This is a genomic window from Nocardia sp. Tas62D01 (assembly GCF_055232035.1).
Genome location: NZ_JBUYUZ010000001.1, coordinates 1,831,505 through 1,855,622, shown reverse-complemented (window position 1 = coordinate 1,855,622; position 24,118 = coordinate 1,831,505). Strand labels below are relative to the sequence as shown.

The 24,118-nt window shown below is 65.8% G+C and carries 24 protein-coding genes and 1 pseudogene; 12 read left to right on the top strand and 13 right to left on the bottom strand.

Annotation, left to right across the window (positions count from 1 at the left end):
- Nucleotides 1-70 precede the first annotated feature (70 nt).
- The 4 genes from ACV7NQ_RS09020 to ACV7NQ_RS09005 form a co-directional block, all read right to left on the bottom strand.
- On the bottom strand, nucleotides 71-436 hold the full coding sequence (locus ACV7NQ_RS09020) for a hypothetical protein (RefSeq protein ID WP_463366103.1): 366 nt from the start codon (nucleotides 434-436) through the stop codon (nucleotides 71-73).
- Nucleotides 437-660: 224 nt separating this feature from the next.
- Complete coding sequence (locus ACV7NQ_RS09015) at nucleotides 661-984, bottom strand: hypothetical protein (protein ID WP_463359204.1); 324 nt, start codon at nucleotides 982-984, stop codon at nucleotides 661-663.
- Nucleotides 985-1,018: 34 nt separating this feature from the next.
- The gene (locus ACV7NQ_RS09010) at nucleotides 1,019-1,498 is read right to left on the bottom strand and encodes a hypothetical protein (protein ID WP_463366102.1); all 480 of its coding nucleotides are present in this window, start codon (nucleotides 1,496-1,498) and stop codon (nucleotides 1,019-1,021) included.
- Complete coding sequence (locus tag ACV7NQ_RS09005) at nucleotides 1,417-2,028, bottom strand: glycosyltransferase family 39 protein (RefSeq protein ID WP_463359203.1); 612 nt, start codon at nucleotides 2,026-2,028, stop codon at nucleotides 1,417-1,419. Before ACV7NQ_RS09005 ends, ACV7NQ_RS09010 begins: the two co-directional genes overlap by 82 nt.
- 212 nt (nucleotides 2,029-2,240) lie before the next feature.
- On the opposite strand from ACV7NQ_RS09005, the gene ACV7NQ_RS09000 reads away from it, so the two are divergent.
- Together ACV7NQ_RS09000 and ACV7NQ_RS08995 are read left to right on the top strand one after the other, a co-directional pair.
- The gene (locus ACV7NQ_RS09000; protein ID WP_463359202.1) at nucleotides 2,241-3,632 is read left to right on the top strand and encodes an acyl-CoA dehydrogenase family protein; all 1,392 of its coding nucleotides are present in this window, start codon (nucleotides 2,241-2,243) and stop codon (nucleotides 3,630-3,632) included.
- A gap of 35 nt (nucleotides 3,633-3,667) precedes the next feature.
- Entirely contained in the window at nucleotides 3,668-4,897 is a 1,230-nt protein-coding gene (locus tag ACV7NQ_RS08995; RefSeq protein ID WP_463359201.1) for an acyl-CoA dehydrogenase family protein, read from the top strand.
- Nucleotides 4,898-5,263: 366 nt separating this feature from the next.
- Here the strand turns inward: ACV7NQ_RS08995 and ACV7NQ_RS08990 are convergent, their stop codons facing one another.
- Nucleotides 5,264-5,563: a hypothetical protein gene (locus ACV7NQ_RS08990; RefSeq protein ID WP_463359200.1), complete on the bottom strand. Its 300-nt coding sequence runs from the start codon at nucleotides 5,561-5,563 to the stop codon at nucleotides 5,264-5,266.
- 21 nt (nucleotides 5,564-5,584) lie between these two features.
- The gene (locus tag ACV7NQ_RS08985) at nucleotides 5,585-6,253 is read right to left on the bottom strand and encodes a hypothetical protein (protein ID WP_463359199.1); all 669 of its coding nucleotides are present in this window, start codon (nucleotides 6,251-6,253) and stop codon (nucleotides 5,585-5,587) included.
- Between the two features lie 612 nt (nucleotides 6,254-6,865).
- On the opposite strand from ACV7NQ_RS08985, the gene ACV7NQ_RS08980 reads away from it, so the two are divergent.
- Nucleotides 6,866-7,855 (top strand): hypothetical protein, encoded by a 990-nt coding sequence (locus ACV7NQ_RS08980; protein ID WP_463359198.1) that lies wholly within the window; start codon nucleotides 6,866-6,868, stop codon nucleotides 7,853-7,855.
- A gap of 370 nt (nucleotides 7,856-8,225) precedes the next feature.
- The gene (locus tag ACV7NQ_RS08975; RefSeq protein WP_463359197.1) at nucleotides 8,226-8,723 is read left to right on the top strand and encodes an ArsR/SmtB family transcription factor; all 498 of its coding nucleotides are present in this window, start codon (nucleotides 8,226-8,228) and stop codon (nucleotides 8,721-8,723) included.
- 294 nt (nucleotides 8,724-9,017) lie between these two features.
- On the opposite strand, the gene ACV7NQ_RS08970 is transcribed toward ACV7NQ_RS08975, so the two are convergent.
- Complete coding sequence (locus ACV7NQ_RS08970) at nucleotides 9,018-9,620, bottom strand: hypothetical protein (protein WP_463359196.1); 603 nt, start codon at nucleotides 9,618-9,620, stop codon at nucleotides 9,018-9,020.
- 177 nt (nucleotides 9,621-9,797) lie between these two features.
- Between ACV7NQ_RS08970 and ACV7NQ_RS08965 the strand changes: the two genes are divergently transcribed.
- Nucleotides 9,798-11,423 (top strand): acyl-CoA synthetase, encoded by a 1,626-nt coding sequence (locus ACV7NQ_RS08965; protein WP_463359195.1) that lies wholly within the window; start codon nucleotides 9,798-9,800, stop codon nucleotides 11,421-11,423.
- A 479-nt stretch (nucleotides 11,424-11,902) separates the two neighbouring features.
- Here the strand turns inward: ACV7NQ_RS08965 and ACV7NQ_RS08960 are convergent, their stop codons facing one another.
- Nucleotides 11,903-12,376, bottom strand: a complete 474-nt coding sequence (locus tag ACV7NQ_RS08960) for a hypothetical protein (RefSeq protein WP_463359194.1) — start codon at nucleotides 12,374-12,376, stop codon at nucleotides 11,903-11,905.
- 1 nt (nucleotide 12,377) lies between these two features.
- Here ACV7NQ_RS08960 and ACV7NQ_RS08955 point away from each other — a divergent pair, with 1 nt between their 5' ends.
- On the top strand, nucleotides 12,378-12,749 hold the full coding sequence (locus ACV7NQ_RS08955) for a hypothetical protein (RefSeq protein WP_463359193.1): 372 nt from the start codon (nucleotides 12,378-12,380) through the stop codon (nucleotides 12,747-12,749).
- Nucleotides 12,750-13,164: 415 nt separating this feature from the next.
- Here ACV7NQ_RS08955 and ACV7NQ_RS08950 read toward each other — a convergent pair whose 3' ends face one another.
- Entirely contained in the window at nucleotides 13,165-14,355 is a 1,191-nt protein-coding gene (locus ACV7NQ_RS08950) for a galactokinase (protein ID WP_463359192.1), read from the bottom strand.
- Between the two features lie 132 nt (nucleotides 14,356-14,487).
- Between ACV7NQ_RS08950 and ACV7NQ_RS08945 the strand changes: the two genes are divergently transcribed.
- Genes ACV7NQ_RS08945 through ACV7NQ_RS08935 form a run of 3 tightly spaced genes read left to right on the top strand, consistent with a single transcriptional unit; the run spans nucleotide 14,488 to nucleotide 17,176 of the window.
- A complete protein-coding gene (locus ACV7NQ_RS08945) occupies nucleotides 14,488-15,078 on the top strand; it encodes a pyruvoyl-dependent arginine decarboxylase (RefSeq protein ID WP_463359191.1) in 591 nt (196 codons plus the stop codon).
- Nucleotides 15,075-15,647: a hypothetical protein gene (locus tag ACV7NQ_RS08940; protein WP_463359190.1), complete on the top strand. Its 573-nt coding sequence runs from the start codon at nucleotides 15,075-15,077 to the stop codon at nucleotides 15,645-15,647. The genes ACV7NQ_RS08945 and ACV7NQ_RS08940 overlap by 4 nt, the downstream gene beginning before the upstream one ends.
- Nucleotides 15,647-17,176: a diguanylate cyclase domain-containing protein gene (locus ACV7NQ_RS08935; RefSeq protein ID WP_463359189.1), complete on the top strand. Its 1,530-nt coding sequence runs from the start codon at nucleotides 15,647-15,649 to the stop codon at nucleotides 17,174-17,176. The genes ACV7NQ_RS08940 and ACV7NQ_RS08935 overlap by 1 nt, the downstream gene beginning before the upstream one ends.
- Here the strand turns inward: ACV7NQ_RS08935 and ACV7NQ_RS08930 are convergent, their stop codons facing one another.
- A complete protein-coding gene (locus tag ACV7NQ_RS08930; protein ID WP_463359188.1) occupies nucleotides 17,177-17,938 on the bottom strand; it encodes a DUF6319 family protein in 762 nt (253 codons plus the stop codon).
- Nucleotides 17,939-18,578: 640 nt separating this feature from the next.
- Here ACV7NQ_RS08930 and casG point away from each other — a divergent pair.
- Entirely contained in the window at nucleotides 18,579-20,234 is a 1,656-nt protein-coding gene (gene casG, locus ACV7NQ_RS08925) for a steroid-24-oyl-CoA synthetase (protein WP_463365591.1), read from the top strand.
- Here casG and ACV7NQ_RS08920 read toward each other — a convergent pair.
- Nucleotides 20,184-20,498 (bottom strand): hypothetical protein, encoded by a 315-nt coding sequence (locus ACV7NQ_RS08920; RefSeq protein WP_463359187.1) that lies wholly within the window; start codon nucleotides 20,496-20,498, stop codon nucleotides 20,184-20,186. The two genes, casG and ACV7NQ_RS08920, sit on opposite strands and share 51 nt — an antisense overlap.
- 166 nt (nucleotides 20,499-20,664) lie before the next feature.
- On the opposite strand from ACV7NQ_RS08920, the gene ACV7NQ_RS08915 reads away from it, so the two are divergent.
- Nucleotides 20,665-21,630 (top strand): DoxX family protein, encoded by a 966-nt coding sequence (locus ACV7NQ_RS08915; protein ID WP_463359186.1) that lies wholly within the window; start codon nucleotides 20,665-20,667, stop codon nucleotides 21,628-21,630.
- A gap of 101 nt (nucleotides 21,631-21,731) precedes the next feature.
- On the opposite strand, the gene ACV7NQ_RS08910 is transcribed toward ACV7NQ_RS08915, so the two are convergent.
- Nucleotides 21,732-22,562: a mycofactocin-coupled SDR family oxidoreductase gene (locus ACV7NQ_RS08910; protein WP_463359185.1), complete on the bottom strand. Its 831-nt coding sequence runs from the start codon at nucleotides 22,560-22,562 to the stop codon at nucleotides 21,732-21,734.
- A gap of 205 nt (nucleotides 22,563-22,767) precedes the next feature.
- Between ACV7NQ_RS08910 and ACV7NQ_RS08905 the strand changes: the two are divergent.
- Nucleotides 22,768-23,725 (top strand): annotated as a pseudogene (locus ACV7NQ_RS08905) (cbb3-type cytochrome c oxidase subunit I); the annotation flags it as partial.
- On the opposite strand, the gene ACV7NQ_RS08900 reads toward ACV7NQ_RS08905, so the two are convergent.
- Nucleotides 23,721-24,110, bottom strand: coding sequence for a helix-turn-helix domain-containing protein (locus tag ACV7NQ_RS08900; RefSeq protein WP_463365590.1), 390 nt, complete (start codon nucleotides 24,108-24,110; stop codon nucleotides 23,721-23,723). The pseudogene ACV7NQ_RS08905 and the gene ACV7NQ_RS08900 sit on opposite strands and share 5 nt — an antisense overlap.
- Between the last annotated feature and the right edge of the window lie 8 nt (nucleotides 24,111-24,118).

Below are 24,118 nucleotides of genomic sequence, written 5' to 3'. Positions count from 1 at the left end.
GGATCTGAACGCCGCGAAGAACATTCTGGCCGCAGGACGTGCGGACAGTTCAACGCCTGTGGAGCTGGTGTCAGTCGTGTCTTCGGGCGCGCGACCGGCTGTGAAGCAGGAACCACCGGAAGCGCGGCTTAGCCCGCACAGGCCGGAATCTCCCGTCTTCACCCGGCGCGGCGCTGAGCCCGTCGCCGGTCAGGTAGTAGACGAACGGCCCGTCGACCCGAACGCCCGCCGGATGGTCCAGCCCCGTCACCAACTTCTCGACGTTCCCCGCGGCATCGATATGGGCGAGGAACCCGTCGATGATGCCGGTGACGTAGAGCCCGCCCGCACCGTCGGTGTCCAGATTCTCCAGATTGCCGACGCCACTGACGACGGTGGTGGCTTCCCACCCGGCGCCGCACTGCGGCGGAAACTCGGCCGCTGCCGTTGTCGGCATTGCGGCGATCATGCCTGCAGCGCCGCCAGCGCGAGCGCGCCGGTTCGCAGTCGAGAACTCCCTATCCCTGTGATCATGGACGACAAGCTAGCAGCCGAAGCGCCACACCACTAACACTTGCCTTGCTGCACAACCGAATTCCGACATTTCGAACCAACCTTCCGCGCACGCCGTCCACAAAGCGCGGTCCGGGGCGAACACGACTCCGCCCCGGACGGCTCGGCTCACGGAACGAAAAGCATCGTCATCAGGTTGACGATCCCGAAGACGAATTGATCGATCATGCGAATAACCATGACATCTCCTTTTGTATTCAGCACACTTGCGATAGGTCTCGATAAATCTTCGTTGCGGCAGGTCTTCCGGATTGCATCCGATTGCCACCAATTTTCCTGCCCATCAAGATCATTCAGCGCGCGCTGCGCGCTTGGCGAACCGATATGTGATGCCACCCACTCGCGACTCGACCTGCACAGGCAGGGCACGTCCTCATGGCCGAACAACCCGAGCAGTAGTGGAAGACCATCGCGGACTTCCTCGACAGGCACGAGTTCTGAACCGCGATGGCCGAACGCGCCGGGTTCAGCCGAGGTGCTTCACCTGCGGCCACAGCTCCGACCAGGAGGCGCGCGGCGCGCGGCAGACGAAGAGCGGTTGGCCTTGCTCGTCGTTGGCGATGCCGAGGCCGTTGTCGATAGGGCCGGCCGGTCGGATATCGGCGAAGTAGTGCGTCAGGTGGTCGCGATCGATGCCGACCGTGATCCCACCCAGGTAATAGGCCTTGCCGCCGCTTACCGCGAAAGTCACGAACAAGACCGCATAGGCCACCGCGAAAGCCCGTCGCCGGGTGTCACACCACCGTCGCCACAGCCCGAATGCCCACAGCGGCACCAACAATGGCCCCATCAGCCCGAATTGCAGCAGCACAAACATCATCGGCGAATCCGAGGTCCCAGACGATCCGCCCGCGATCGCGCGACTCATCTCCCACTGCGGCCTCCCGTTGCGCGCCTGCCAGCACAGATAGGGCAGCCAGAGCACGACCGCGATCGCAATAGCCATCGGAAAGTATTTGGTAGCGAATATCTTTCGCGGACCAACCAGCACCAGCGCCAGCAACAGCGCACCGACCGGAAAATCAGCAGCATCTTGTTCTGCAACCCGATCCCGATCACCAGTCCGATCGCGAGCCACCACCGCGGATCGCCGCCGCCCGTCCACGATGCACCAGCACGCCCCCTCGACCCGCCTACGCCGTCGCCATCTACCTGCTTCCCGTCAGCATCACTCCGTCCGGCCCCGCCACGCGCCGACGCTGGGCAGACCCCGCCGACGCTGGGCGCACGCAGCAGCTTCAACACCAGCAAACACACCAACACCCACGCAGCCAGGTCGAACGTGGTCGTGGTGAGCAGGTGACCGGTCCCCATGAGGAGAGCCGCGCAGGCGACCGCAGCCGCGGCCAGGGCCTGCGCGGCCCGACCTCCACCCAGTTCGCGTGCCATCAACCCCGCGCAAATGACGATGAGCGTGGCGATCAAGATCGACGGAAGCCGCAGCAGCCGTAACGAATTGGGATCGATTGCCGACATCGCGCGGGCCAGGAGGGGTGTCAGACACAGATGCGGCTGCCTCGCCTACGCTCGGCCCGGCGCGGGCGGAGGGCGAACCTCGCTCGGCCGCGCCCATCAGTGCGGCGTATGCCGTACCTCGACGTGGTTCTTACTCTGAAGTAAGATGGTCTTACTCAGGAGTAAGATAGTCGGGACAAGAACTCACCCCACCCGACCCGAGAAAACAGGTGATGATGAGCACTCGAGACAGCGCAACGAAGCGACGTCCAGACACGTCCGCGGTCGGCCTGAACCACCCCAAGCGGGACTGGATGGGCGCGGCCATGCGGATCATGACGACCTTCACCGGGTCGGACCTCGCCGAGAAGTACAACCTGCGCAAGCCGATCGAGCGAGTCACCTACGAAGGCACCAAGACCGGCTTCCGTACCCTCGGCGCGGCCACCCGCGCCTTCGCCAAGGTCGCCGGCAACGGCGCGCCGAAGCGGCTGGCGGACAACGAGTCGAAGAACAAGGACTACTTCGACCTCACCCCCAGCGACGAGCAGCAGATGATCGTCGAGACGGTGAAGGAATTCGCAGCCGAGATCCTGCGCCCCGCCGCCTACGACGCCGATGCCGCCGCGAAGGCGCCGCGCGACCTGCTGGGGCGGGCCGCCGAACTCGGCATCACCCTGATCAACGTGCCAGAGGAGCTCGAAGGCGCGGCCTCCGAGCGTGGCGCGGTCACCAACTCGCTGGTCGCCGAGGCGCTTGCACACGGTGACATGGGCCTGGCCCTGCCGATCCTCGCGCCGAGCGGTGTCGCGGTCGCGCTGTCCCAGTGGGGCACCGACGCTCAGCAGAAGACCTACCTGCCCGCCTTCACCGGCGAGAACGTGCCGCAGGCCTCCGTCGTGATCAGCGAGCCGCGCGCCCTGTTCGACCCGTTCGCGTTGCAGACCAAGGCAACTCGCTCCCCCAGCGGCTACCGCCTCAACGGCGTGAAAAGCCTGGTGCCCGCCGCTGCGGACGCCGAGCTATTCCTGGCCGCCGCCGAGCTCGACGGCCGCCCCGCCCTGTTCATTGTGCCCTCGGACACCCAGGGTCTGGTCGTGGAGGCCGACCCGAGCATGGGTCTGCGGGCCGCGGGCCTCGGTCGCCTGATCCTCGACAACGTCGCGGTCGGCACCGATGCCATCCTGGGCGACGGCGATGCCAAGCAGCGCGCCGAGGAGTACGCGGACGCGGTGCGTCTGGCGCGTCTCGGCTGGGCTTCGCTGGCCATCGGCACCGGTCAGGCCGTGCTGGACTACGTGATTCGGTATGTGAACGAGCGCGAGGCGTTCGGCGAGCCGATCAGCCACCGTCAGGCGGTCGCCTTCATGGTCGCCAACATTGCCATAGAACTGGATGGCCTGCGCCTGGTGACCCTGCGGGGCGCGTCCCGCGCGGAGCAGAGCCTGTCGTTCGCCCGTGAAGCGCAGCTGGCCCGCAAGCTGGCCACCGACAAGGGCATGCAGATCGGCCTCGACGGTGTGCAGCTGCTCGGTGGTCACGGCTTCACCAAGGAACACCCGGTCGAGCGCTGGTACCGCGATCTGCGGGCCATCGGCATCGCCGAAGGTGTCGTGCTCATCTAAACCGGCTGGTTCCTTAACTTCCAGGAGACATCACCATGATCAATCTCGAACTCCCCAAGAAGCTCCGGGCCAGCGCCAACCAGGCCCACCAGGTCGCACAGGAGATCTTCCGGCCGATCTCGCGCAAATACGACCTCGCCGAGCACGACTACCCGGTCGAGCTGGACACCATGGCCGCCATGGTCGAGGGACTCGCCGACTCCGGCACCCAGAAGATCGGTGGCGCGGCCGGCGGTCGTGCAGACGGCAGCGAGTCCGACAACCACGCCACGGAGCTGCTCGGAAACTCCAACGGCGGCAACATGTCCGCACTGCTCAACGCCCTGGAGACCTCCTGGGGCGACGTCGGCCTGATGCTCTCGATCCCCTATCAGGGTCTCGGCAACGCAGCCATCGCGGCCGTCGCCACCGACGAGCAGCTCGAGCGCTTCGGCAAGGTGTGGGCCTCGATGGCCATCACCGAGCCGTCGTTCGGCTCCGACTCGGCCGCCGTCACCACCACCGCGGTGCTCGACGGCGACGAGTGGGTGCTCAACGGCGAGAAGATCTTCGTGACTGCGGGCCAGCGCTCCACCCACATCGTGGTGTGGGCGTCGGTCGACCGTAGCCTCGGCCGGGCCGCGATCAAGTCCTTCGTGGTGCCGCGTGACGCACGAGGTCTGTCGGTGGCCCGGCTCGAGCACAAGCTCGGCATCAAGGCCTCCGATACCGCCGTGCTGCTGCTGCAGGACTGCCGGATTCCGAAGGACAACATCCTCGGCAGCCCGGAAGTCAACGTGGAGAAGGGCTTCGCCGGGGTCATGCAGACCTTCGACAACACCCGTCCCCTCGTCGCCGCGATGGCCGTCGGTGTCGCCCGCGCCGCCCTCGAGGAACTGCGCGTGATCCTGACCGACGCCGGTGTCGAGATCTCCTACGACACCCCGCCGAACAACCAGCACGCCGCGGCCGCCGAATTCCTGCGCATGGAAGCCGATTACGAGGCTGCCTACCTGCTGTCGCTGCGCGCCGCCTGGATGGCCGACAACAAGAAGCCGAACTCCTTGGAAGCCTCCATGTCCAAGGCCAAGGCGGGCCGCACCGGCACCGATGTGTCCCTCAAGGCCGTCGAACTCGCGGGCGCCATCGGTTACTCCCAGCGCACCCTGCTCGAAAAGTGGGGCCGCGACTCGAAGATCCTGGACATCTTCGAAGGCACCCAGCAGATCCAGCAGCTGATCGTGGCTCGCCGGGTGCTCGGAAAGACCAGCGCCGAGCTGAAATAGCAAGTCGCACAACGCAAAACCGGTGCGGGTCGCCTCTACGACTCGCACCGGCTTTCTGTTCGTCGGGTCAGCGCGCATCGGGGCTGAGTCTATTGGCTGCCGAGCTGCCGCCCGCGATCAAGGAGTACTCCGGTCCTGCCAATAGTGGCGCCGACGGCTCAGCTCAGCGCAATTACTGAAGCGCCTTCATCAAGTAGTGACCGAGTCGTGGCGGAGTAGCGGCCCATGGGGCGATCCGTCCCGGCGAGTGCAAGAAACGGTCTGCGGCCGGATCGGCAACGTTGCGGTGCACTGGCGTCGCCATCGCGCAAGAACGTCAACAAACGCCTGAGGGAAGCGGTGTTCACAGAGGGGGTCTCTAGAAGCTCAGAGGCCCCAGAACCGGTCGGGACGCGGCACCGTGACGACGTGATGAAGCGGAAGACCGCGGTAGCGGTCGAGCTTGATCTGAAAGAACTCCGCGATCCCGGGCGACTCGACCAAGTCCAAAATTGCCTCGAGCTTCTCTGCTACCGAGCCTCGGGGCGACGTCCGCAATATCTGCAGCAAGGGACGCCAATCGCTGAGGCTTCCGTACTCGAGCAGATTGAGCAGATCCTGCTCTTGCAGCTCGCTCGGGTCCGCATCGTCGGCGTGGATCGTGTTGTAGTACAGGTTCTTGGCCATTGTGCGCTCCTTCCCGGCGAGCTATTCGATATCGGCCGCGATCTGTTGGCACCCGAGGCGAATCTGGTCCCAGTTTCGCAGATCTTCCCGCAGGGCGGCGAGTTCGTCGAGGGCGGCTTGGGGGTCGGTTTCCCGTGGTCTGGGGTCGGCGAGTGCGGCGAGAACTTCCCGAGTGAGCGAACCGGCCGACTTGTGTTCATGGTAGTAGTCGTCGAACTCGGTGATTGCCTGTGCTGCGGATCGCCCAGCTTCGCGGAGCCCGGTGTCAAGGGCGACTATGTCGACGTAGTCCCTGGTGAGGTTACGAGCGAGCAGGGCGAGAGCCTTCATACGGACGAGCTCGTCCGGGGCGGCAACCCGCAGGGTCCGTCCCTGGTAGGTGACTTCGGCAAGCTCGATGTCGCGCAGCCGGTTGAGTTTGCGCACCGAAACCCGCGTGTCTCCGTAGCGGCCCATCAGGTTGGTAGGGATTTTCGGGTAGTCGGTGATCCAGTTCTGGAGGTCTTCCAACTCAGCGCGCACCTCTTGCCAGTCGCGATCCAGATTGCGCAGCACCAGGTCCGCATCTCCTGACAGTCGGTGACCAGTATGCACTGTCACTGCTGAGCCGCCGATCATCGTGGCAGCAGGTAACAAGGCTTGTACCGTCACGACAGCGTCGAGGATGTTGCGCCACCGCGCGTCGATCAACTTGTCTCCGTCAGGTGCTCGCGCCTCGTCCGCCATGCAAATGATTCTGCTTGATCGCTGACGGTTTGGTGCTGAAGCAATAACGACCGCAACAGCGTTCTGCCCGGCCTTGCGCATCCGCGACTACCGCCTGCGGCGCTACGTGCCCGGAGCGGGAAACGGAGCGCCGCGGGTTCGAGTCGGCGGATCTGATTGTCCCGCAGGTCGATCGCGGGCTGTGAGCTCGCGTCGGTCGCGCCTGCACAACCTCCGATAGACTGGCTCACACGGATGAACCGTCGGGTTGGGGCCGCCCGATCCCGTGACTCGGCGGTCGATCTGAGCACCCACGAAACGTTCGGCGTACCGCCGACCACGTTCGCCGACTTCGCTCGTTGCAACGCCGCAGCATTTCTCGGATGAGCCCGCGGCGTTTCCCGTGCGTGGGGGGCTGTCTCGAGTGTTCGTGTCTACTCTGCATCAGGTAGCGCGACCTGACCCCCTGTTTCTTTTTCGGGCGAGTGGGACTCCTGGCAGCCATCCGGATTTCGGCCAGGTCGGCATCACCAGCGGTAGGTCGTGTGTACGGAGGTTACGGTGGGTCGCGGAGTTCACTTGTGCGGCAGTGTTCCGTTGGCGGATGCGCAAACGGTCTTCGCCGAAGCGGCACAGCGAATGGGCACTGAGCTGAAGCGGATTCCGGACGGCGAAACCGGGATCCGCGACAATTGGGTGGTCTGGCAGCTACCCAAGATGCAGGCCCATCCGGACCTGGACACCGTTCCGCCTCCCAGCCCGGAGTACGGACCCAGCGAGCGGGTGCGGCCCAAGCCGGGCATCCAGGCGGCCTCGATCGATTTCGGATCGCTCGGCTACGCGGAGGCCGCACTCGAGTCGTGGGAGGTGTTCTGGCGGCTGCGGGAGGCGGGCACGATCCCGGCGGAAACCCGATTCCAGGTGTGCCTGCCGTCGCCGATCGCGGTGGTCGGGGCGTTCGTGGCCGGACCGCAGGGGGAGTTGAAGCGCCGTTACGAGGCCCAACTGCTCAGCGAACTGGATGAGATCGTCGCCGTCATCCCGAACAACGACCTTGCTGTGCAATGGGATTGCGCCGTCGAGTTTGCCATATTCGAAGGGGTGTTCCCGTCCTGGTTCGGCGCGGACTATCCGACCCAGCTCGAAGGGGTGGCGCAGCGTCTGGTCCGGCTCGGCGGAGCAGTGCCCGAACCGGTCGAGCTCGGATACCACCTGTGCTACGGCGATTTCGGCCATCAGCACTTCGCCGAGCCCACCGACACGGGGAAGCTGGTGTCGGTGGCGAGCCGAGTCTTGTCCCGACGGGATCGCCGCGTGGACTGGATCCACATGCCGGTTCCGCGGTCGCGCACCGACGCGGACTACTTCAAACCACTGGTCGATCTCGACCTCCCCACCGGCACCACGCTGTATCTGGGCCTGGTCCACGACACCGACGGCCGAGAGGGCGCGCTACGGCGGATCGAAGCCGCCCGCACCGCCATCCCGGACTTCGGCATCGCCACCGAATGCGGCATGGGCCGCCGGCCCTCCGACCAGATTCCCGCCCTATTCGATCTACACGCGGAGCTGGCCGCCACCTTGTAGTGACCGACGCTGCGTCGGCAACACCCGCTGCCGTTGCGTCCACAACCGGGGCGCTCCCCACCACCGGAGAGGTGGCGTTGCCCGCGCAGCCGTTCCAGATACCGGCGCAATCCGATATCGGGCGCGGTGACGGGCCAGGTATGTACGGGTCCGGGGTCGCGCTCGGCCTCGACGAGTTCAGATTCGGACGGAAGCCCGGCACACTCGGATCCCGATCCAACGGTGCCGGGCTTCCCACTACCACGGCCGGCCCGTGAGTGGCACATAGTTGTGGCGATACACGGGAAACCCCTCCACCATGTACCGCTCACGCCATCGGCACACGGGATGTCCTCTTGTCTGGATTTACGTAGTTCCGTAATTTTGTTCTGTGAGTCTGGAGGAACGGGTTGCGGAACTCGAGCGGCGGCTGAGCATGTTGGAGAGTGGCGCGGGTCAGCGCGGGGATCAGACGGCGCAGCGGTGGGCGTTGCACCGCCTGCAGGAGGATTTCGCCGAGGCCGATGAGCCGAATGGCGGGGTTCTGTTCGCCGGGTCGGTTCGGTTGCCGACCGATGAGCATTATGAGTGGCACGCGCGGTTTACCATCGGCGAGATCATCGAGGACGATTGGTCCGAGGCGGCGGAATGTCTTGCCGCCCTTGGCAGTCCGGTACGACTACGGCTGCTTCGTGAAGTCATGGGTGGCCGCAGAACCGCAGCCGAACTGGTCGGGCTGGAAGGTGTCGGCACCTCCGGTCAGGTATATCACCACTTGCGTCAACTGGCGGCCGTCGGCTGGTTGCACACCGCCGGGCGCGGGCGCTTCGAGGTACCCGAAGCAAGGGTCGTGCCATTGCTGGTCGCACTGGCAAGCGCACGACGCTGACGCCCCCGGAACCGGGCACTCGGCGCACCATCCGATCTGCCGGCAGGGGCGAACCTCGCCGGCCAACGAGGGCCGGGACGATCCCGGCCAGCTGTCGGTGGGGCATGCCATGCTTGATTTGTTGGTCGCAAGGCGTCCGGAAGAAGGCTGGCACAGACGGATTCGTATTCTGGTGTGCGATCGGGAACCGCTGGTCCGGTTTCTGGTCGCCGCTACCGCTCCGTCCCGGGCAGGCCCCCGACCATCACAACAGGCTGATCGAGCAAAACCTGGCCGGCGCCCTACCGCCGGAAGCTAGCAGCGAAAGAGCACACCCGCGTTGTCGTTCGGGGTAACCGGCCCCTCCTGCAGGCAGCCGAACGGGACGACGCCCGCATCGCTCATCTGCACGCCCGAATTCGCCGCGGGGTTCACGCACATGAGCCCCGTGGTATCCATGCGACAGGTGTAATCACGGTTGGACAACGCACTGCCATAAGACAATTCGGGACCGAGCCCCTGGACGAACGGACCCGGATCGCCGCGGTACGCGCCGACCGTCAGCTTGTCGCCGGAGTAGCGGATCCAGCCGCCCTTCCAGTTACCCATGCCATCCCGCGGTCTCGGCGGCGGGTTCTTCAAGTCGACGAGGCAGAAGATCCCCTGGTTGCCGTGCTCGTAATCGGTGATACAGCTAATCTTTCGCGAGGGACTGGTGAAGGCGCGTCCTGGTGGCACAGGCGGTTTCGGCAAGTACCCGGTCAGATGCTTCTTGACCGTGTCGACCCCGATGAACAGCCGGGCGGCGAGGTCGGCGCAAAGAACCCGCCGCTGCGCCTGGCGCTGGGCGCCGATGCGGTCGGCGCGATCCGCGACAAACTCGCCGCCGTAGCCGCCGACCTGGACGCCACCGCGCATCGGGGGCTCGCCACCGCGTTGTGAACCGTGGTTCCCACCACGACAGGGCTGTGAACGGCCGGTTTGTCCGCATTTTGTGATCAGTCACACTCCCACTGCTACGGTGACTGACATACACGCTGTTCGATGTCGCTAGGTTGAGTATCGACGCGAAATTCCTGGTGGAGGTTTTCGACGATGAAGTTGGCGCATGCCGTGGAGGCAGCGAAGGCACTGGGAGTGCTGCGGGCCAGAGGGGTCACCGATCCGCGCAAGCCGGTGGAGGCGCTGCGAACGATGAAAGAGTCTCAGGTCTACGGGCCGCAGGCGACATTGATTCGGCACTCCGCCCGCGTCGCGCCGAACTCGCCCGCCCTGGTGGATGAGCGCGGCGAGCTCACCTACCGCCAACTCGACGAACAGTCGACCGCGATCGCGCGCGGGCTGCGGCCCGCGGGTCTGACCGAAGGTTCGGTTATCGGTGTGCTGGCGCGCGACCATCGCGGCCTGATTCTCGCGATGGCCGCCGCCGGCAAGCTCGGCGTGCGGGTCGCGCTGATGAACACCGGGTTCGCCAAGCCGCAGTTCGCCGAGGTCTGCGAGCGCGAGAAGGTCAAGGCGGTACTGCACGACAGCGAGTTCCTCGGCCTGCTCGACGCGCTGCCCGCCGATTTGCCGCGCTATCTCAGCTGGGTTGACGAGGGCACAACACTGCCGGACGGCGCGCAGACGCTCGACGACCTGATCGCCGCCAATTCGACCGAACCGCTGCCCGCGCCGAGCAAGCCGGGCGGCTTCGTCATCCTCACCAGCGGCACTACCGGCCTGCCGAAGGGCGCACCGCGCAGCAAGGTGACGCCGCTGGCCACCGCGCAGATGGTCGACCGAATTCCGTTCCCGCTCAGGGGCGCTCAGGTCATCGTGTCGCCGATATTCCACAGCACCGGCCTCGGCACCTATCTGGTCGCCTCCGCGATGGGCAACAAGGTGGTGGTGCGCCGCCGCTTCGACGCCGAGGCGACGCTGCAGATGATCGCCGACCACAAGGCGGAAATGCTGGTCGCGGTGCCGACCATGCTGCACCGGATGACCGAACTGGATCCGGCGATTCGTGCCAAGTACGACACGTCCTCACTCAAGTGCATCGTGCTGGCGGGCTCGGCGCTCTCCCCCGAGTTGTGCCTCAAGGCCACCCAGGTGTTCGGGCCTGTCCTCTACAACCTGTATGGCTCGACCGAATGCGCCGTCGCCACAGTGGCCAATCCGGAGGAGCTCGCGCTGGCCCCCGGCACCGTCGGCCGCGCGCCGATCACCTGCGAGGTACGCCTCTACGACGACAACGGCAAGCAGGTCGACGCAAAGAACACCACCGCGCGCATCTTCGTCCGCAGCGGCGCACCCTTCGAGGGCTACACCGACGGCCGCCACAAGCAGATCATCGACGGCTACATGTCCAGCGGCGATGTCGGGCACTTCGACGAGCACGGCCTGCTGATGGTCGACGGCCGTGACGACGACATGATCGTCTCCGGTGGCGAGAACGTCTTCCCGCAGGAAGTGGAGAACCTGCTGCTGGAGCGCCCCGACGTGTTCGATGCCGCCGTCGTCGGCGTGGACGATGTCGAGTTCGGAAAGCGGTTGCGCGCCTTCGTCGTTCCCGAACCGGGTCAAACTCCGGACGGCGAAGAGATCAAGGCGTACGTAAAGAACAATCTCGCCAGGTACAAGGTGCCACGCGAAGTGGTCTTCCTCGACGACCTGCCGCGCAACCCGACCGGCAAGCTGCTGCGCCGCGCCCTGGTCGACTACGACGTCACGGCATAGTCGAGCGCCCGGCCCCGATTACTCATCGCCGGTGGTGGAACCGGCGCCCGACGCGCCGGGGATCGCGGTTGGCGTTGGGACGCCCGCCGCGCCGGGGTGCGCTGCGCAAGACCTCGCCGTGGCTGGCGGTGCCGGTCATCGCGGCCGCGCTGGTTCGTTCCGCTGGTCGGACTGAGCCTGCTCGCGTTCCTCGCCATCGATCTCGTCGCTGGCCTCGTCGCACGCAAGCGCGTCAAGGCATAACCACTTACTGATCCACCGGGGCGACGACCCCCGGCGTTACCAACACGACCACCCGAACGTCATAGCTATGGCCGTTGTTTCGCCATGCCTCGAATTCCGCATCCTCTACAACACCGTCCGCCCAAGCCCTCGACAACCGAACCCCCAGCGCCGCCTACGCTGACCTCAGCGTAGGCGGCGCTCGATAGGCGGCGTTACCGCATGTTCAGGCAACCAGTTGCTTGTGTGGGTTCAGGCTAATTGGCGCCGACGACCTGGGAGTCCTGGTTGACGAAGATGTGGTGCGGCCAGTTGACGCCGATGTAGTGGACCTCGTACTCGCTGCTGCTCAGCTGCACAACACGGTCGACGACGCCCCCCGGGTAGGCAGCAAGCGCAGCTTCCGTCGCCTTGTTCGCTACCGTTCCGTCGACGATCGTCCCCGACCCCTCAGTGTAGTTCGCCGGGACCTGACCGTCCTGTTTTGACGTGGTCGGTGCACCGGGCTGGAAGGGGATCACCCCTGCCGCCGAGTAAGTCGCAGGTCCGCCGCCGCTGGTCGGTTGCACGATGACCTGCGTGGCCGTGATGGTCGTTCCGCTGGTCGTCCCGAGTACGAGGACTGGTTCGCCTGGTGTAATGGCACTCGCCGAGGTCGAGCTCGTCTCCTGCTGGTATGTCGTGGACGAAGTCTCGTTGACGGTCACATTCTGACCCGCTGATGTCGACATTGTGAAGCTCGATGCGGACACGCTGCTGACCTTGCCGGATGATCCCCCTGCGGCTGGTCCAGATCGAGCGTTGGATCCCCCGCCGGATCCGGGGCCGCCGGCGACGCCGCCGCCGGGCGCGCCTTGCCCTGCTGTTGCCGAGGAGGACGTGGCCGTTGTCGAGGGGGATGTGGCTGTTGTCGAGGGATGCGTGGCGGAACAGCCGGAAAGTCCGATCACCGCAGACATCAGCGCAGCGGCCACGATCCATCCACTTTTTCTGTTCGACAGCAATCGCCGTACCCTTGACCGGCGTGCTTGCTCGGCCATGGTCACCGAGGCCGACCGGTTCTCTGACGTCGCGCTCGTCTCGTTGGGGCTTGTTGGGTCGTAATCGTTCATGATGGTGTTCCTCTCACTCAGGCATCTACACAGAGCGTGGCAGCCGTTCATGGGAGGTCCATGTGGGCGACCTGTGAGGGCACTGGGACACTGCTTCGAGCCTCCTGTCCCTTAATTGCCCGGACGACGCGAAGATCTACGCGCCGTCCGGTGAATCCTCTTCGGCGACAGCCGGTTCGGATTTCGGGGGGACGACGGGGCGGAGGACGACCCGGAGTAGGAAGGCCAGGGCTACCGCGACCATCCCCGGTTTCGGCTTCTTCGGCGGCGGTGTCGTGGACAAGGCCGGTGATGATCACCGATGACGCCGTAGCGCCCGAGCAGGGCGCCGACTATGGTGCGGATGTCGAAAAGCATCGGCTGGATTGCGCCTCGAGCCGCAGCACAATCACGCACAAAGCTGTCGCTCAATCGGTTCGGTGCGCGCCCGCACCGGGCAGCACCACGAAGGTGCGTGGTTCGGCGAAACCCGAGCGGGCGAACCTTTTTCGCACCGCGTCGGTGACCGCTGCGCTGCGTTCGCGATCCACCAGCGCGATGACGCTGCCGCCGAAGCCGCCGCCGACCATGCGCGCGCCGTGTGCGCCCGCCTCGACCGCCGCCTCGACGGCGGCGTCCAAAGCGGGTGTGGAGACCTCGAAGTCGTCGCGCAGCGAGGCATGTCCCGCGCTGAGAATCGGGCCGATCACCCGCGGATCGACACCGTTGCGCAACTTTTCAGCAATCGCAACGACTCGGGCGTTCTCGGTGACCACGTGCCGGGCCCGCCGGCGCAGTACTGGGTCGGCGATGCGTTCGAGCGCCTCGACCGATTCGATGTCGCGCAGGGCGGGCACTCCGAGTTCCGCGGCCGCCGCATCGCATTGCGCGCGCCGCGCGGCATATCCCCCGTCGACCAACTCGTGCGGCTGTCCGGTATCGATCACCAGCAGCTCCAATCCGAACCGATCCAGATCGAACGGGATCTGTTCGTGCGCGCGGTCGGATCCGGCCCTGCCGCCGCCCGTTTCGACGCGGCCGAATTCGCCTGCCTCGACGAAGCGGCGCACATCGAGGAAGAGCGCATGCCCGGCGGTACAGAGGATCGACGCGGACTGATCGAGCACCCCGGTCGGCGCACCCACGTAATCGTTCTCGGCGGCCCTGGCGATGTCGATCAGCTCCCGATCGGTGACGCTGGGAGCGAACAGATCTCGCAACGCGACTGCGACGGCACACGACAGCGCCGCGGACGAGGACAGGCCCGCGCCGATCGGCACCGCGCCGTCGAGCTCGAGATCCACCCCGGTGACCTCGTACCCGCGCCGCACGAATTCGGACACAACGCCCAGCGGATACCGCGACCAGGACGGCACCCGATCCCGTTCGGCGGCAAGGTCGCCCACCGCGACGAGCACCGGTTCTCCCGGTCGCTGCCGGGAGGCCACACGCACCCGACCGCCCGCACGAACGGCCGCCAAACACTCGACGACCAGCGGCAATGCGATGGGCAGCACGAAGCCGTCGTTGTAGTCGGTGTGCTCACCGATGATGTTGACCCGTCCCGGTGCCACCCATTTCCGCACAGATTCCTCGCTTCGTCGGTCGGAACTAGCCATCACACGGTACGAGACACGCCTCCGGAGCGCTGCTTTCGACTGGCGCACGTGCGCGATCGGCGTTCGTGACGCACAGTCGAATTTGACGCAAGATCGGCCTGCAAATTGGGCCGGGAGTTTTGGGAGGGCTCTATGATTAACACAACCCCACGCAGCGGCCTACTCGGGCTGCAGTGGATCGATCGACTACTCCCGCCCCTCGGCAGGCCGGTTCGTGAAGACCGGCGACCGCCGAGGGCGCCACTGACGATCGAGATCGGCGCCGCGACCGGGGTTGGCCCGACAGCTATGTCGGCCTTCGATGCGGCACTGCGTGATCTGGGAGTGGGTGATGCCAACTTGATTCGCCTGTCATCGGTGATCCCACCGCGCGCCACTCTGGAACGCACCGCCCGTGTCCGCAAGCCGATCCCCTGGGGCGATCGGCTCTACTGCGTGTACGCGGTGCAGCACGCGACCGAGATCGGCCAGCACGCCGCCGCGGGCATCGGCTGGGTGCTGCGCGACGATAGCTCCGGCGCCGGACTTTTCGTCGAACACGAGGCCGAGACCGCCGAGGAGGTCGAGTGTCTGGTCCGCTCCAGCCTCGCCGACATGACCCGCAATCGACCGGAGCGGTTCGGCCCGGTCCAGTTGTGCACCACCGAGACCCGCTCCGCGGGCGAACCGGCCTGCGCCCTGGTGCTGGCCGCCTACCACACCACCCCGTGGACCAGTCAATGAGCGACCTACACGTCACCGTCGAAACCACGATCCCGGACGACCGGATCGAGATGTTCCACGGCCTCTACGAGGAGGCGTTCGGTCCGCTGCGCACCAAGGCCATCGCCAGGCAGGTGCTGCACCGGGACGAGTTCTGCGAGGAGATGGTCGATCCCCGGGTGCTCAAGTACGTGGCGCGCACCGCCGCCTGGGAACCCATCGGCGTGACAACGCTGACTCGGCACCTGGAGACCGTGCCGTGGATCAGCCCCGAGTACTTCGCCGCGCGCTATCCGGAGCATGCGGCTCGCAACGCGATCTACTACGCAGGTTTCACGCTTGTTGCCGCAAGTGCACGACAAGGGGCCGCATTCCATGCCATGATCAAATCAGTTGTCCAGGTGCTGGTAGCCGAGCGCGCGGCGGTGGGTTGGGACATCTGCTCGTATAACAACACTCGGTTCTCGTTCGCCGACAGCATCCGGGCAGTGCTCGATGAGCAAGAGGCAAATGTCGAAGTCGCGGTGGAGGATTCTCAGACGTACTACGCGGCCCGGTTCACAGGGGATGGAGCGACCGAGGGGGGCTGATGGCACCGACCGAAGAGCAGCCGACGAGCCAACACCGCATCGGAATATGTTGGTACGCATTGCTTCTCGGGGCAAGCGCGGTCGCGATCGGACTGCCACTGCTCATCTATTCGCGGCTGTTGTCATTCGTCACCATGATGGCCGTCGTCACCGGCGCGCTGGCCATGATCGGTTACGGACTGCGCCGCCATCGTCCGGCGCAACCGCTGCCCTGGTATCTGCTTTCGGCCTCGGCCGTGCTGTTCGCGACGGGCATCGCGCTGCGCGACTTCACCGACAACACCGCCAGTCCGCTCGACGACCTGTGCACTCTCGCAGGCTATTTCGGTATCGGTGTGGCCGCGACGCTGTGGCTGCGACCGCGCCGGGTCCGCGCCAACTACGATATGCTGCTCGACTCCGCGCTCATCGGGCTCGGCGCGCTGCTCGCGTCCTGGACCTTCCTGATCTCACCGATCCTGCAGTCGCACGCCACCACCGTGAACACCGTGATGGCCGCGACCTACCCGGTGCTCGACGCGCTGCTGCTGACAATGGTCGCGCATTCGGTAGCCACCGCGACCCATTCGGAGACCTCGCTGCGACTGCTGCACGTCGGTCTCGTCGCCGTCCTGCTCGGCGATCTCGGCTACAGCCTCGAAACCGTCGGCACCGTGCGGATCGGGCACGAAGTGCTGCTGGCGCCGTTGCTCGCGGCGTACACGATCGTCGGCCTCGCGGCCACGCATCCGACCATGGCATGCCTCGGTGAGCCGCGGCGCATCCATCCACACCATTCCAGGCAGCGGGCCAGCTTCATCGCGGTCGCGCTGATCGTGGCGTCGCTGGTTCCGGTGGTCGGGTCCAGCTTGGACACCCTTGATCGGGTGGTCGTCTCGTCGCTGTTCGCGCTGCTGTTGATCGGCGTGCTGGTGCGCAGCGAACGCGCCATCGTGCGCAGCGCCCGCAGCGAACGTCGCGCGCAGTACCAGGCCGACCATGACATGCTCACCGGCCTGTTGAACCGTGCCGCCCTGCTGCGGGCGCTGAACCGCGATCACGAATATTGGCTCGAGCAACCGTTGAGCCTGCTGTTCATCGACCTGGACGGCTTCAAGATGGTCAACGATAGCTACGGCCATGCCGTCGGCGACGAACTGATCGCGAACGCGGCCTCCCGGATCCGGCGGGTCATCCAGCGCGAGGACGTGGTGGCCCGGTACGGCGGCGACGAGTTCGTGGTGCTCGCGCCGCTGGGCAAGCAGGAGGCTGCCATGCTGGCCGAACGACTGTTGGGCGCCTTCATCCGCCCGTTCGAGCTGAGCGCGGGCGAAATCCCCATCACGGCCAGCGTCGGCATCGCCTGCGGCAGCCCGCGCAGTTACGACGCCAGCATCTATGACCTCATCCGCGACGCGGATTCGGCGATGTACCACGCGAAGGAGTACTCGCTCGGTTACTTCTTCCACGACGACGTGCGCCACGGCGCCACCGAGGCGGGGCGCCGGAATTGGCGCCCAACCGGCCGGTCGACGAGCACCGCGGTCTGATCAGTCGGACAGCTCCTCGAGCAGGCGCTTGGCGTCCTCTAACTCGGCCGCCAGCTGTGCGACCTTGACTTGCTGCACTTCTCGCGCCGCCTCCAGGATCCCGGCGACCACCTCGGCCACCTCCGGATGCAGCACCTTCGCAGCCTGCGCGACCGCGGAACTGGCCACCGGCAGGCCGCGCACGGCGCGCTTCTTGCCGCTGATCACATCGACCGACCACTCGCCGTCGGCGGTGCCGGTCAGCGTCACCGTGACCTCCGGCGCCTTCGCCTTGCGGGCGGCCGCGGGCGCCTTGGCGGCCGACTTCGGCGCCGCGGCGGACTTGGCGGCGTTGTCGGCGTCGCTCGTTCCCGAGGTGGCCGGGGCGGGCTTGGGAACCGACGGCGTGACGACGCTGGGTGCGACAGAGCTGGCGCCGGGTGCGACGGAGCTCGACGGAGCGGGTTGTGCCGCAGTGCTCGTCAAGGTCGACGGCTGGGTCACGGTGGAATCCTTCCTGGTTGTCGACTTCGGCTGGGTAGAACTGGCGGTCGCCACGCGGGGCGGCTTGGTCAACGTCACTTCGGTAGGAGAAAACGACAGTACATCCTTCGATCCGGTCGGCCGGACCCGCAGGAAGTCTTCGACGGAAGGATCGTCGAGTTCAACGACCTTCCCCGATCGTCCCTCCGCCACGCCGACCGCGGCGGCGGTGAACCACACCATCGGCGGGCGACCGCCTGCGATGTCCGTGGCGATCTGCTGAATCTCAGTGTCCGACAAGGGCTGTAGTTTGGTTCTAGGGGACGGCATGGTGCACTCCGAGCGAATTCGTGGATGGCTGCGTGCACAGATGATGCCGCACGCCACCGACAGACTTCCAAGCTGCTGCCAAATCGACTCGGAGAAAGACGACTACGGCGCACCCAGCGAATCCTGAGCTACATTCTCGCGCTACCCGTCAACCCTTGGGCCCGGTCGGCGTCTGCAGGGAACCAGGTGTCGGTGAGCACCTCGGCCCGCCTGTTCCACCGAGACGTCGATGATGCCCTGCATGGCCCAGCGGGCTCGGGCGTTTCCGGCTGGCAGCCGCACCGCACCGCTACGGCCTGCCGCAGGCGCAGACCGCGCCGGAGGTACCCGACGGCCGGGTCTGCTGGTGGACCGGATTCGGCGGCGCGATCGTCGTCAACGACCTCGAGCACCGAGTCACCCTCGCCTACACCATGAACAAGATGGCGCCGGGCCTCATCGGCTCCGACCGCGCCGACGCCTACCTGCGCGCGACGTTCGCCGCAGTGCAGGGAGACCAGCCATGATTCGGGTGCCGCAACTCACGCCGCGGGGTGTACTGGAGTTGCGCAAGATCGGCGCCCGCGACGACGGTGAAACGGCGTCCAACAGTGATGAGAAAGTTGATTTCATGACACAGCCTTTGGATCCGCAGGCCATGGCGGCGGCCGTCGTCGCACGGCTCACCGGCCCTGGTGGGCAGTTCGAGATGGTGGTCGAGGATGTCCTCGGCGCTGCGATGCCGGTCATTCGGGATCGCGGCCGATCGCTGAGCGCAGTGCTGGAAGCATCGGTGGCATTGGGCGAGCGCGACTACCTGGTCACCGAGAATCGCCGGATGTCCTACGCCGAGCACGCGGGGGCCGTCGGCGCGCTGGCTCGTGGGTTGCGGGAGCAGTACGGCGTCGAGAAGGGCGACCGGATCGGCATTCTGGCGGCGAACACACCCGAATGGGTGGTGGCCTTCTGGGCGGCGCAGTGCCTCGGTGCGATCGCCGTGGGATATAACGCCTGGTGGGCGCCGCGCGAAATCGCTTACGGCGTCGAGCACACTCGGCCCACCGTGTTGATCGTCGATGCCAAGCGGGCGGCGCAGGTGGCGGAACTCGATATCCTTGTCCCCCTGCTGACCATGGAGCAGGACTTGCCCGCCCTGATCGCCGAATTCGGCGAGGGCGAACTGCCGCGCACGCCAATTGACGAGGACGATCCCGCGGTCATCCTCTACACCAGCGGCACCAGCGGCCGACCGAAGGGCGCGGTGCACACCCCGCGAAACCTGTTGGCGGTCATCGACTATCACCGCTTCAACGACGCGCTCGCCGCCGCATTCCAGGGCCGCACCGACGACGGCAGCCCGAAGGGCAGGCGCTTCCTGCTCACCTCGCCGCTGTTCCACATCGCCAGCCTGCACAACCTGGTGATACCGCGCATGGTCACCGGCGATACCACCGTCATCCACCAGGGTTCGTTCGAAGCCGATCGGGTGCTGCGACTGGTCGAACGGGAACACATCACCAACTGGGGCGCGATGCCGACCATGGCCAGTCGGATGCTCGAAACCGATCTGTCCCGCTACGACCTGTCCTCGCTGACCTCGTTCTCGCTCAACTCGGCCCCTTCCTCGGCCGCCCTGCAACAGCAACTGCGCGACCAACTCCCGGTGGCGAAGACCGCACTGGTGACCAGCTACGGCCTCACCGAATGCAGCACCGCCGCCACCCTCGCCGCCCCCGCCGAGCTCGCGGCCTTCCCGGATACCGTCGGCCGCCCCGTCATCGGTGTCACCATCGAAATCCGCGATGCCGCAGGCAATCCCGTCCCCGAGGGCACCGAAGGCGAGATCTGCGTGCGCAGCCCGTACGTAATGCTCGGCTACTGGGAGGACCCCACCGTGACCGCCGCCGCCATCACCCCCGACCGCTGGCTGCGCACCGGCGATATCGGCGTACAAGAGCAGGGCCGACTCCGACTGTCCGGCAGGCGTTCCGACCTCATCCTGCGCGGCGGCGAGAACGTCTACCCCACCGAGATCGAACAGTGCCTGGAGGAACACCCCGCGGTGCGCGAATGCGCGGTCGTCGGCGTACCCGACGCCGACCTCGGCCAGCAGGTCGCTGCACTGATCGTCGTCGAAAAAGACACGGCGACAACCGAACAGGACCTAGTCGCGTTCGCCAAGGAGCGCCTGGCCTACTTCAAAGTGCCCGCCCGCTGGCGACTGACCACAACCGCACTACCCCGCAACGCGACCGGCAAGGTCGTGCGCACGGGTATCGAAGTTTGAGACCTGCGGACTGGTCTTCGATCGAATCGGCAGTGGTCCGCCGATCGTGCTGCTGCACAACGCGGGGCCCAGCGGCATATCTGGGACGATCAGGTCGCGGTATCGGGGCGTGATCACGAAATCTTCGCACTCGACCTGCTGGGTTACGGGGAATCCGACCAACCCGCCGAGTGCTATCGGCTCGCCGACTACGTGGGCATGATCGACGCCTTCCTCTACGCACACCAGCTCACCGACGTCGTGGTCGGCAACTGGGTAACTCACCGAGTACGTCCAACAGCTCATTTACACTCGAACCGCCGGCCCGCAATGCCGCTCTCAGGCACCCACCGGTGCGCTGAATACGCGGAGGGCGGGCAAGCTCATCTTGTTTCAGTGCATACTTCGCGGGAACCCGGTCGATAGCCATCGAGGAAAGGGGTTTGACGTTATGTTGCTGCGCCGACTTGCCCGGCCACTGCTTGCGGTTTCTTTTGTCGCCGATGGAGTGGACACACTGATACATCCCGAACCGCGTGCTAAAGCGGCTTCGGCCCTTGTGCAGCACGGTGAGCAGCGGCTTCCGGATAATCTGGCCGCGAAGCTGCCGTCCGATACCGCGACGGTGGTGCGGATCAACGCGGTCGCGCAGGTTTCGGGTGGGTTGTTGCTGGCGCTGGGCAAGATGCCGCGACTCGCCTCGATCGTGCTGGCCGCGACGGTTATTCCGGCCACGGTCACCGAACAGGATTTCTGGGCAGAGCAGGATCCGGATCGCAAGGTCGCCAAGCGAAATGCGTTTCTGAAAGATATGGGCCTGCTCGGCGGTCTGATGATCGCCGCCGCCGACACTGCGGGCAAACCCTCACTCGGCTGGCGCGGCAGGCGCGCGGCACACAACGCCGCCGCCGCGGTATCGGCGGCGCTGCCGTTCGGAGCGAGCGCCGACAGTGCCACGGGTGAGGCGGTGCGCGAGCACGCGCACGAGGCCGCCGAACGCGCCCGCACGCTCAGCGGTATCGCCGCGACGAAGGGAGCGGAGGTCGCGGAGACCGCGCAGCAGCATGGCTCGGAGTGGGCGGAAGTAGCCAAGGAGCGAGGCGCCGAACTGGCCGACGTCGCCAAGGAGCACGGGTCAGAGTGGGCGGAGATCGCTAAAGTACATGGGGCCGAATGGGCGGAGATCGCCAAGCATCGGGCCGCGATCCTCGCCGACCGAGCCAAACGGCGCGGCAGCGACTGGGCCGAAGTCGCCAAAGAACGCGCACCCGAACTCGCCGAAACCGCCAAACGGCGCGGCAGCGACTGGGCCGAGATCGCCAAAGAACGCGGACCCGAACTCGCCGCCACGGCGCGCGAGCGTGGTGCGCATATCGCCGAGACCGCTCGTGATCGCGTCGAGGCGCGGCGCGGCTGATGTCCGAAAGGGGCGGCGGCGCGGCAGGTTACGCCGTCGCCTCATACCCGTCGGCGAGGGCGGCGTCGAGCGAGCCGACGCGGCGTGAACGTATATAGCGCTCAGGTGATGCTGGCGCTCATTCCACCCGAAATGGTGACGGCCTCTCCGTTGAAGTGTCGGCCTTGTTCGGATACCAGGAGCAGCACTGCCTCGGCCACCTCGGCGGGCGCGATCAGGCCGCCGTTCGGCGGGCCGGAGTTGAACATCTTCATCGCGTCTTCGCGTGTCGGATTCTCGATGTCCGGCAACAGATATCGCCACATCGCGGGGTTCTGGATCATGTCGGTGTCCACGCCGGACGGGAGTACCGCGTTGACGGTGATGCCGTGGTCCACCACCTCCAGGGACAGCGACTTGACCAGGCCGATCACCGCCCATTTCGCCGCGGCGTAATGGCCGCCGTATTTCACGCCCATCCGGCCGACAATGGAGGAGGTCGCGACGATTCGACCCCAGCGACGTTCGATCATGTACGGCACCACGGCGCGGAAGCTGTGGAAGACGCCGGTCAGATTGACGTCGATCATGTCCTGCCAGATCTGTTCGTCCATCTCCGCGATGGGTGAGTTGGAGGAGATGCCCGCGTTGGCGATCAGGATATCGATACGGCCGAAGTCGTCGATCGCCGCCTCGGCCACCGCGTTCATCTCCGTCTGGCTGCGTACGTCGGCCTTGACCGTCAGGCAGCGGCGGCCCGCTTTCTCCACCAACGCGGCGGTCTCCGCCAGATCGGAGTCGGAACCGAGTGGATAGGGCACGCTGACGATCGGTTCGGCGATATCGCACACCACGATGTCCGCGCCCGCGCCGGCCAGCGCCACCGCGTGCGCGCGGCCCTGACCACGTGCTCCGCCGGTGATCACGGCTACCCTGCCGTCGAGATTCCCCATGGTCGATCCCTTATCTGCTCGGTATCCGGCAAGGCCAACCCATCGTCGCACGATCGAGTCGGGCGACGGCGTCAATGGCTCAAAGCGACCATCCGCGAGATCGAAGAGGCGCATAATCCGGTAACTGGCTGGTCGGCGGGTTGGGAAGGTGGCGACGGTCGTGAGCGTTACGCAAGTTCAAGCTATCCGACCGTATCCGCAGCGGATGGGGCCGAAGGGTTCCTATGTCTGGAAGATGATCACGACCACCGATCCCAAAGTGCTCGGGGTCATGTATCTGGTCACCGCGATGTCCTTCTTCTTCATCGGCGGTCTGCTCGCCCTATTGATGCGCGGTGAGCTGGCGCGACCCGGCATGCAGTTCCTCTCACCGGAACAGTTCAACCAGCTGTTCACCATGCATGGCACGATCATGCTGCTGTTCTACGCGACTCCGATCGTGTTCGGCTTCGCCAATGTCGTGCTGCCGCTACAGATCGGGGCGCCCGATGTCGCGTTCCCCCGGCTGAATGCGTTCAGTTATTGGCTCTATCTGTTCGGTGCGACGCTGGCGACGGCTGGATTCGTCACGCCGGGCGGGCCTGCCGATTTCGGCTGGACCGGCTATACACCACTGAGCACCATCGAGCACGCGCCCGGCGTTGGCGCGGATCTGTGGATCATGGGTCTGGCGGTCTCCGGTGTCGGCACCATCCTCGGCGGCGTCAACATGATCACCACGGTGATCTGCCTGCGTTGTCCAGGCATGACCATGTTCCGGATGCCGATCTTTACCTGGAACATACTCGTCACCAGTGTGCTTGTGCTGCTTGCCTTTCCGATCCTGACGGCGGCGCTGATGGCGCTGGCGGTCGACCGGCATCTCGGTGGACACATCTATGATCCGGCGACCGGGGGAATCCTGTTGTGGCAGCACCTGTTCTGGTTCTTCGGCCATCCCGAGGTGTATATCGTCGCGCTACCGTTCTTCGGGATCGTCACCGATGTTCAGTCGCAAACCGCTATTCGGTTACAACGCGCTGGTTTACGCGACGCTGGGTATCGGCGCGCTGTCGGTCGCGGTGTGGGCACACCACATGTACGCGACCGGCGCCGTGCTGCTGCCGTTCTTCTCGTTCATGACGTTCCTGATCGCGGTACCGACAGGGTTGAAGTTCTTCAACTGCCGGCGGCGAGAATGTTTCGTGCCGCGTTCACATCCCGATCGTGGACGGCGCCACACCGGCACGTCCACGACCGCACCGACAGCGGTTTCTTCCCGTCGATCACCCCGCAGTCTGAGCGCAGTTGCGACGACGGGAAGAACCGGTCGACCTTGGCGAAATACCGCGGAGACCTCACACAGCCATGCCCGCTCGGGTGTCTTCTTCGCCTCGGTGAGCGTTTCGACAACTCCGCGTCCGAAATACGCCGCGCCCCGTCACGCCGCGCTTGCTCGCGCGCCGCCAACGCATCGTTGTACACCACCCGCGCACACCCGAACGCGCGTGCCAGCGACTCCTGCTGGCCGGGCGTCGGGTAGACACGGAACTGGTACCGCAGCTGCACACGATGAT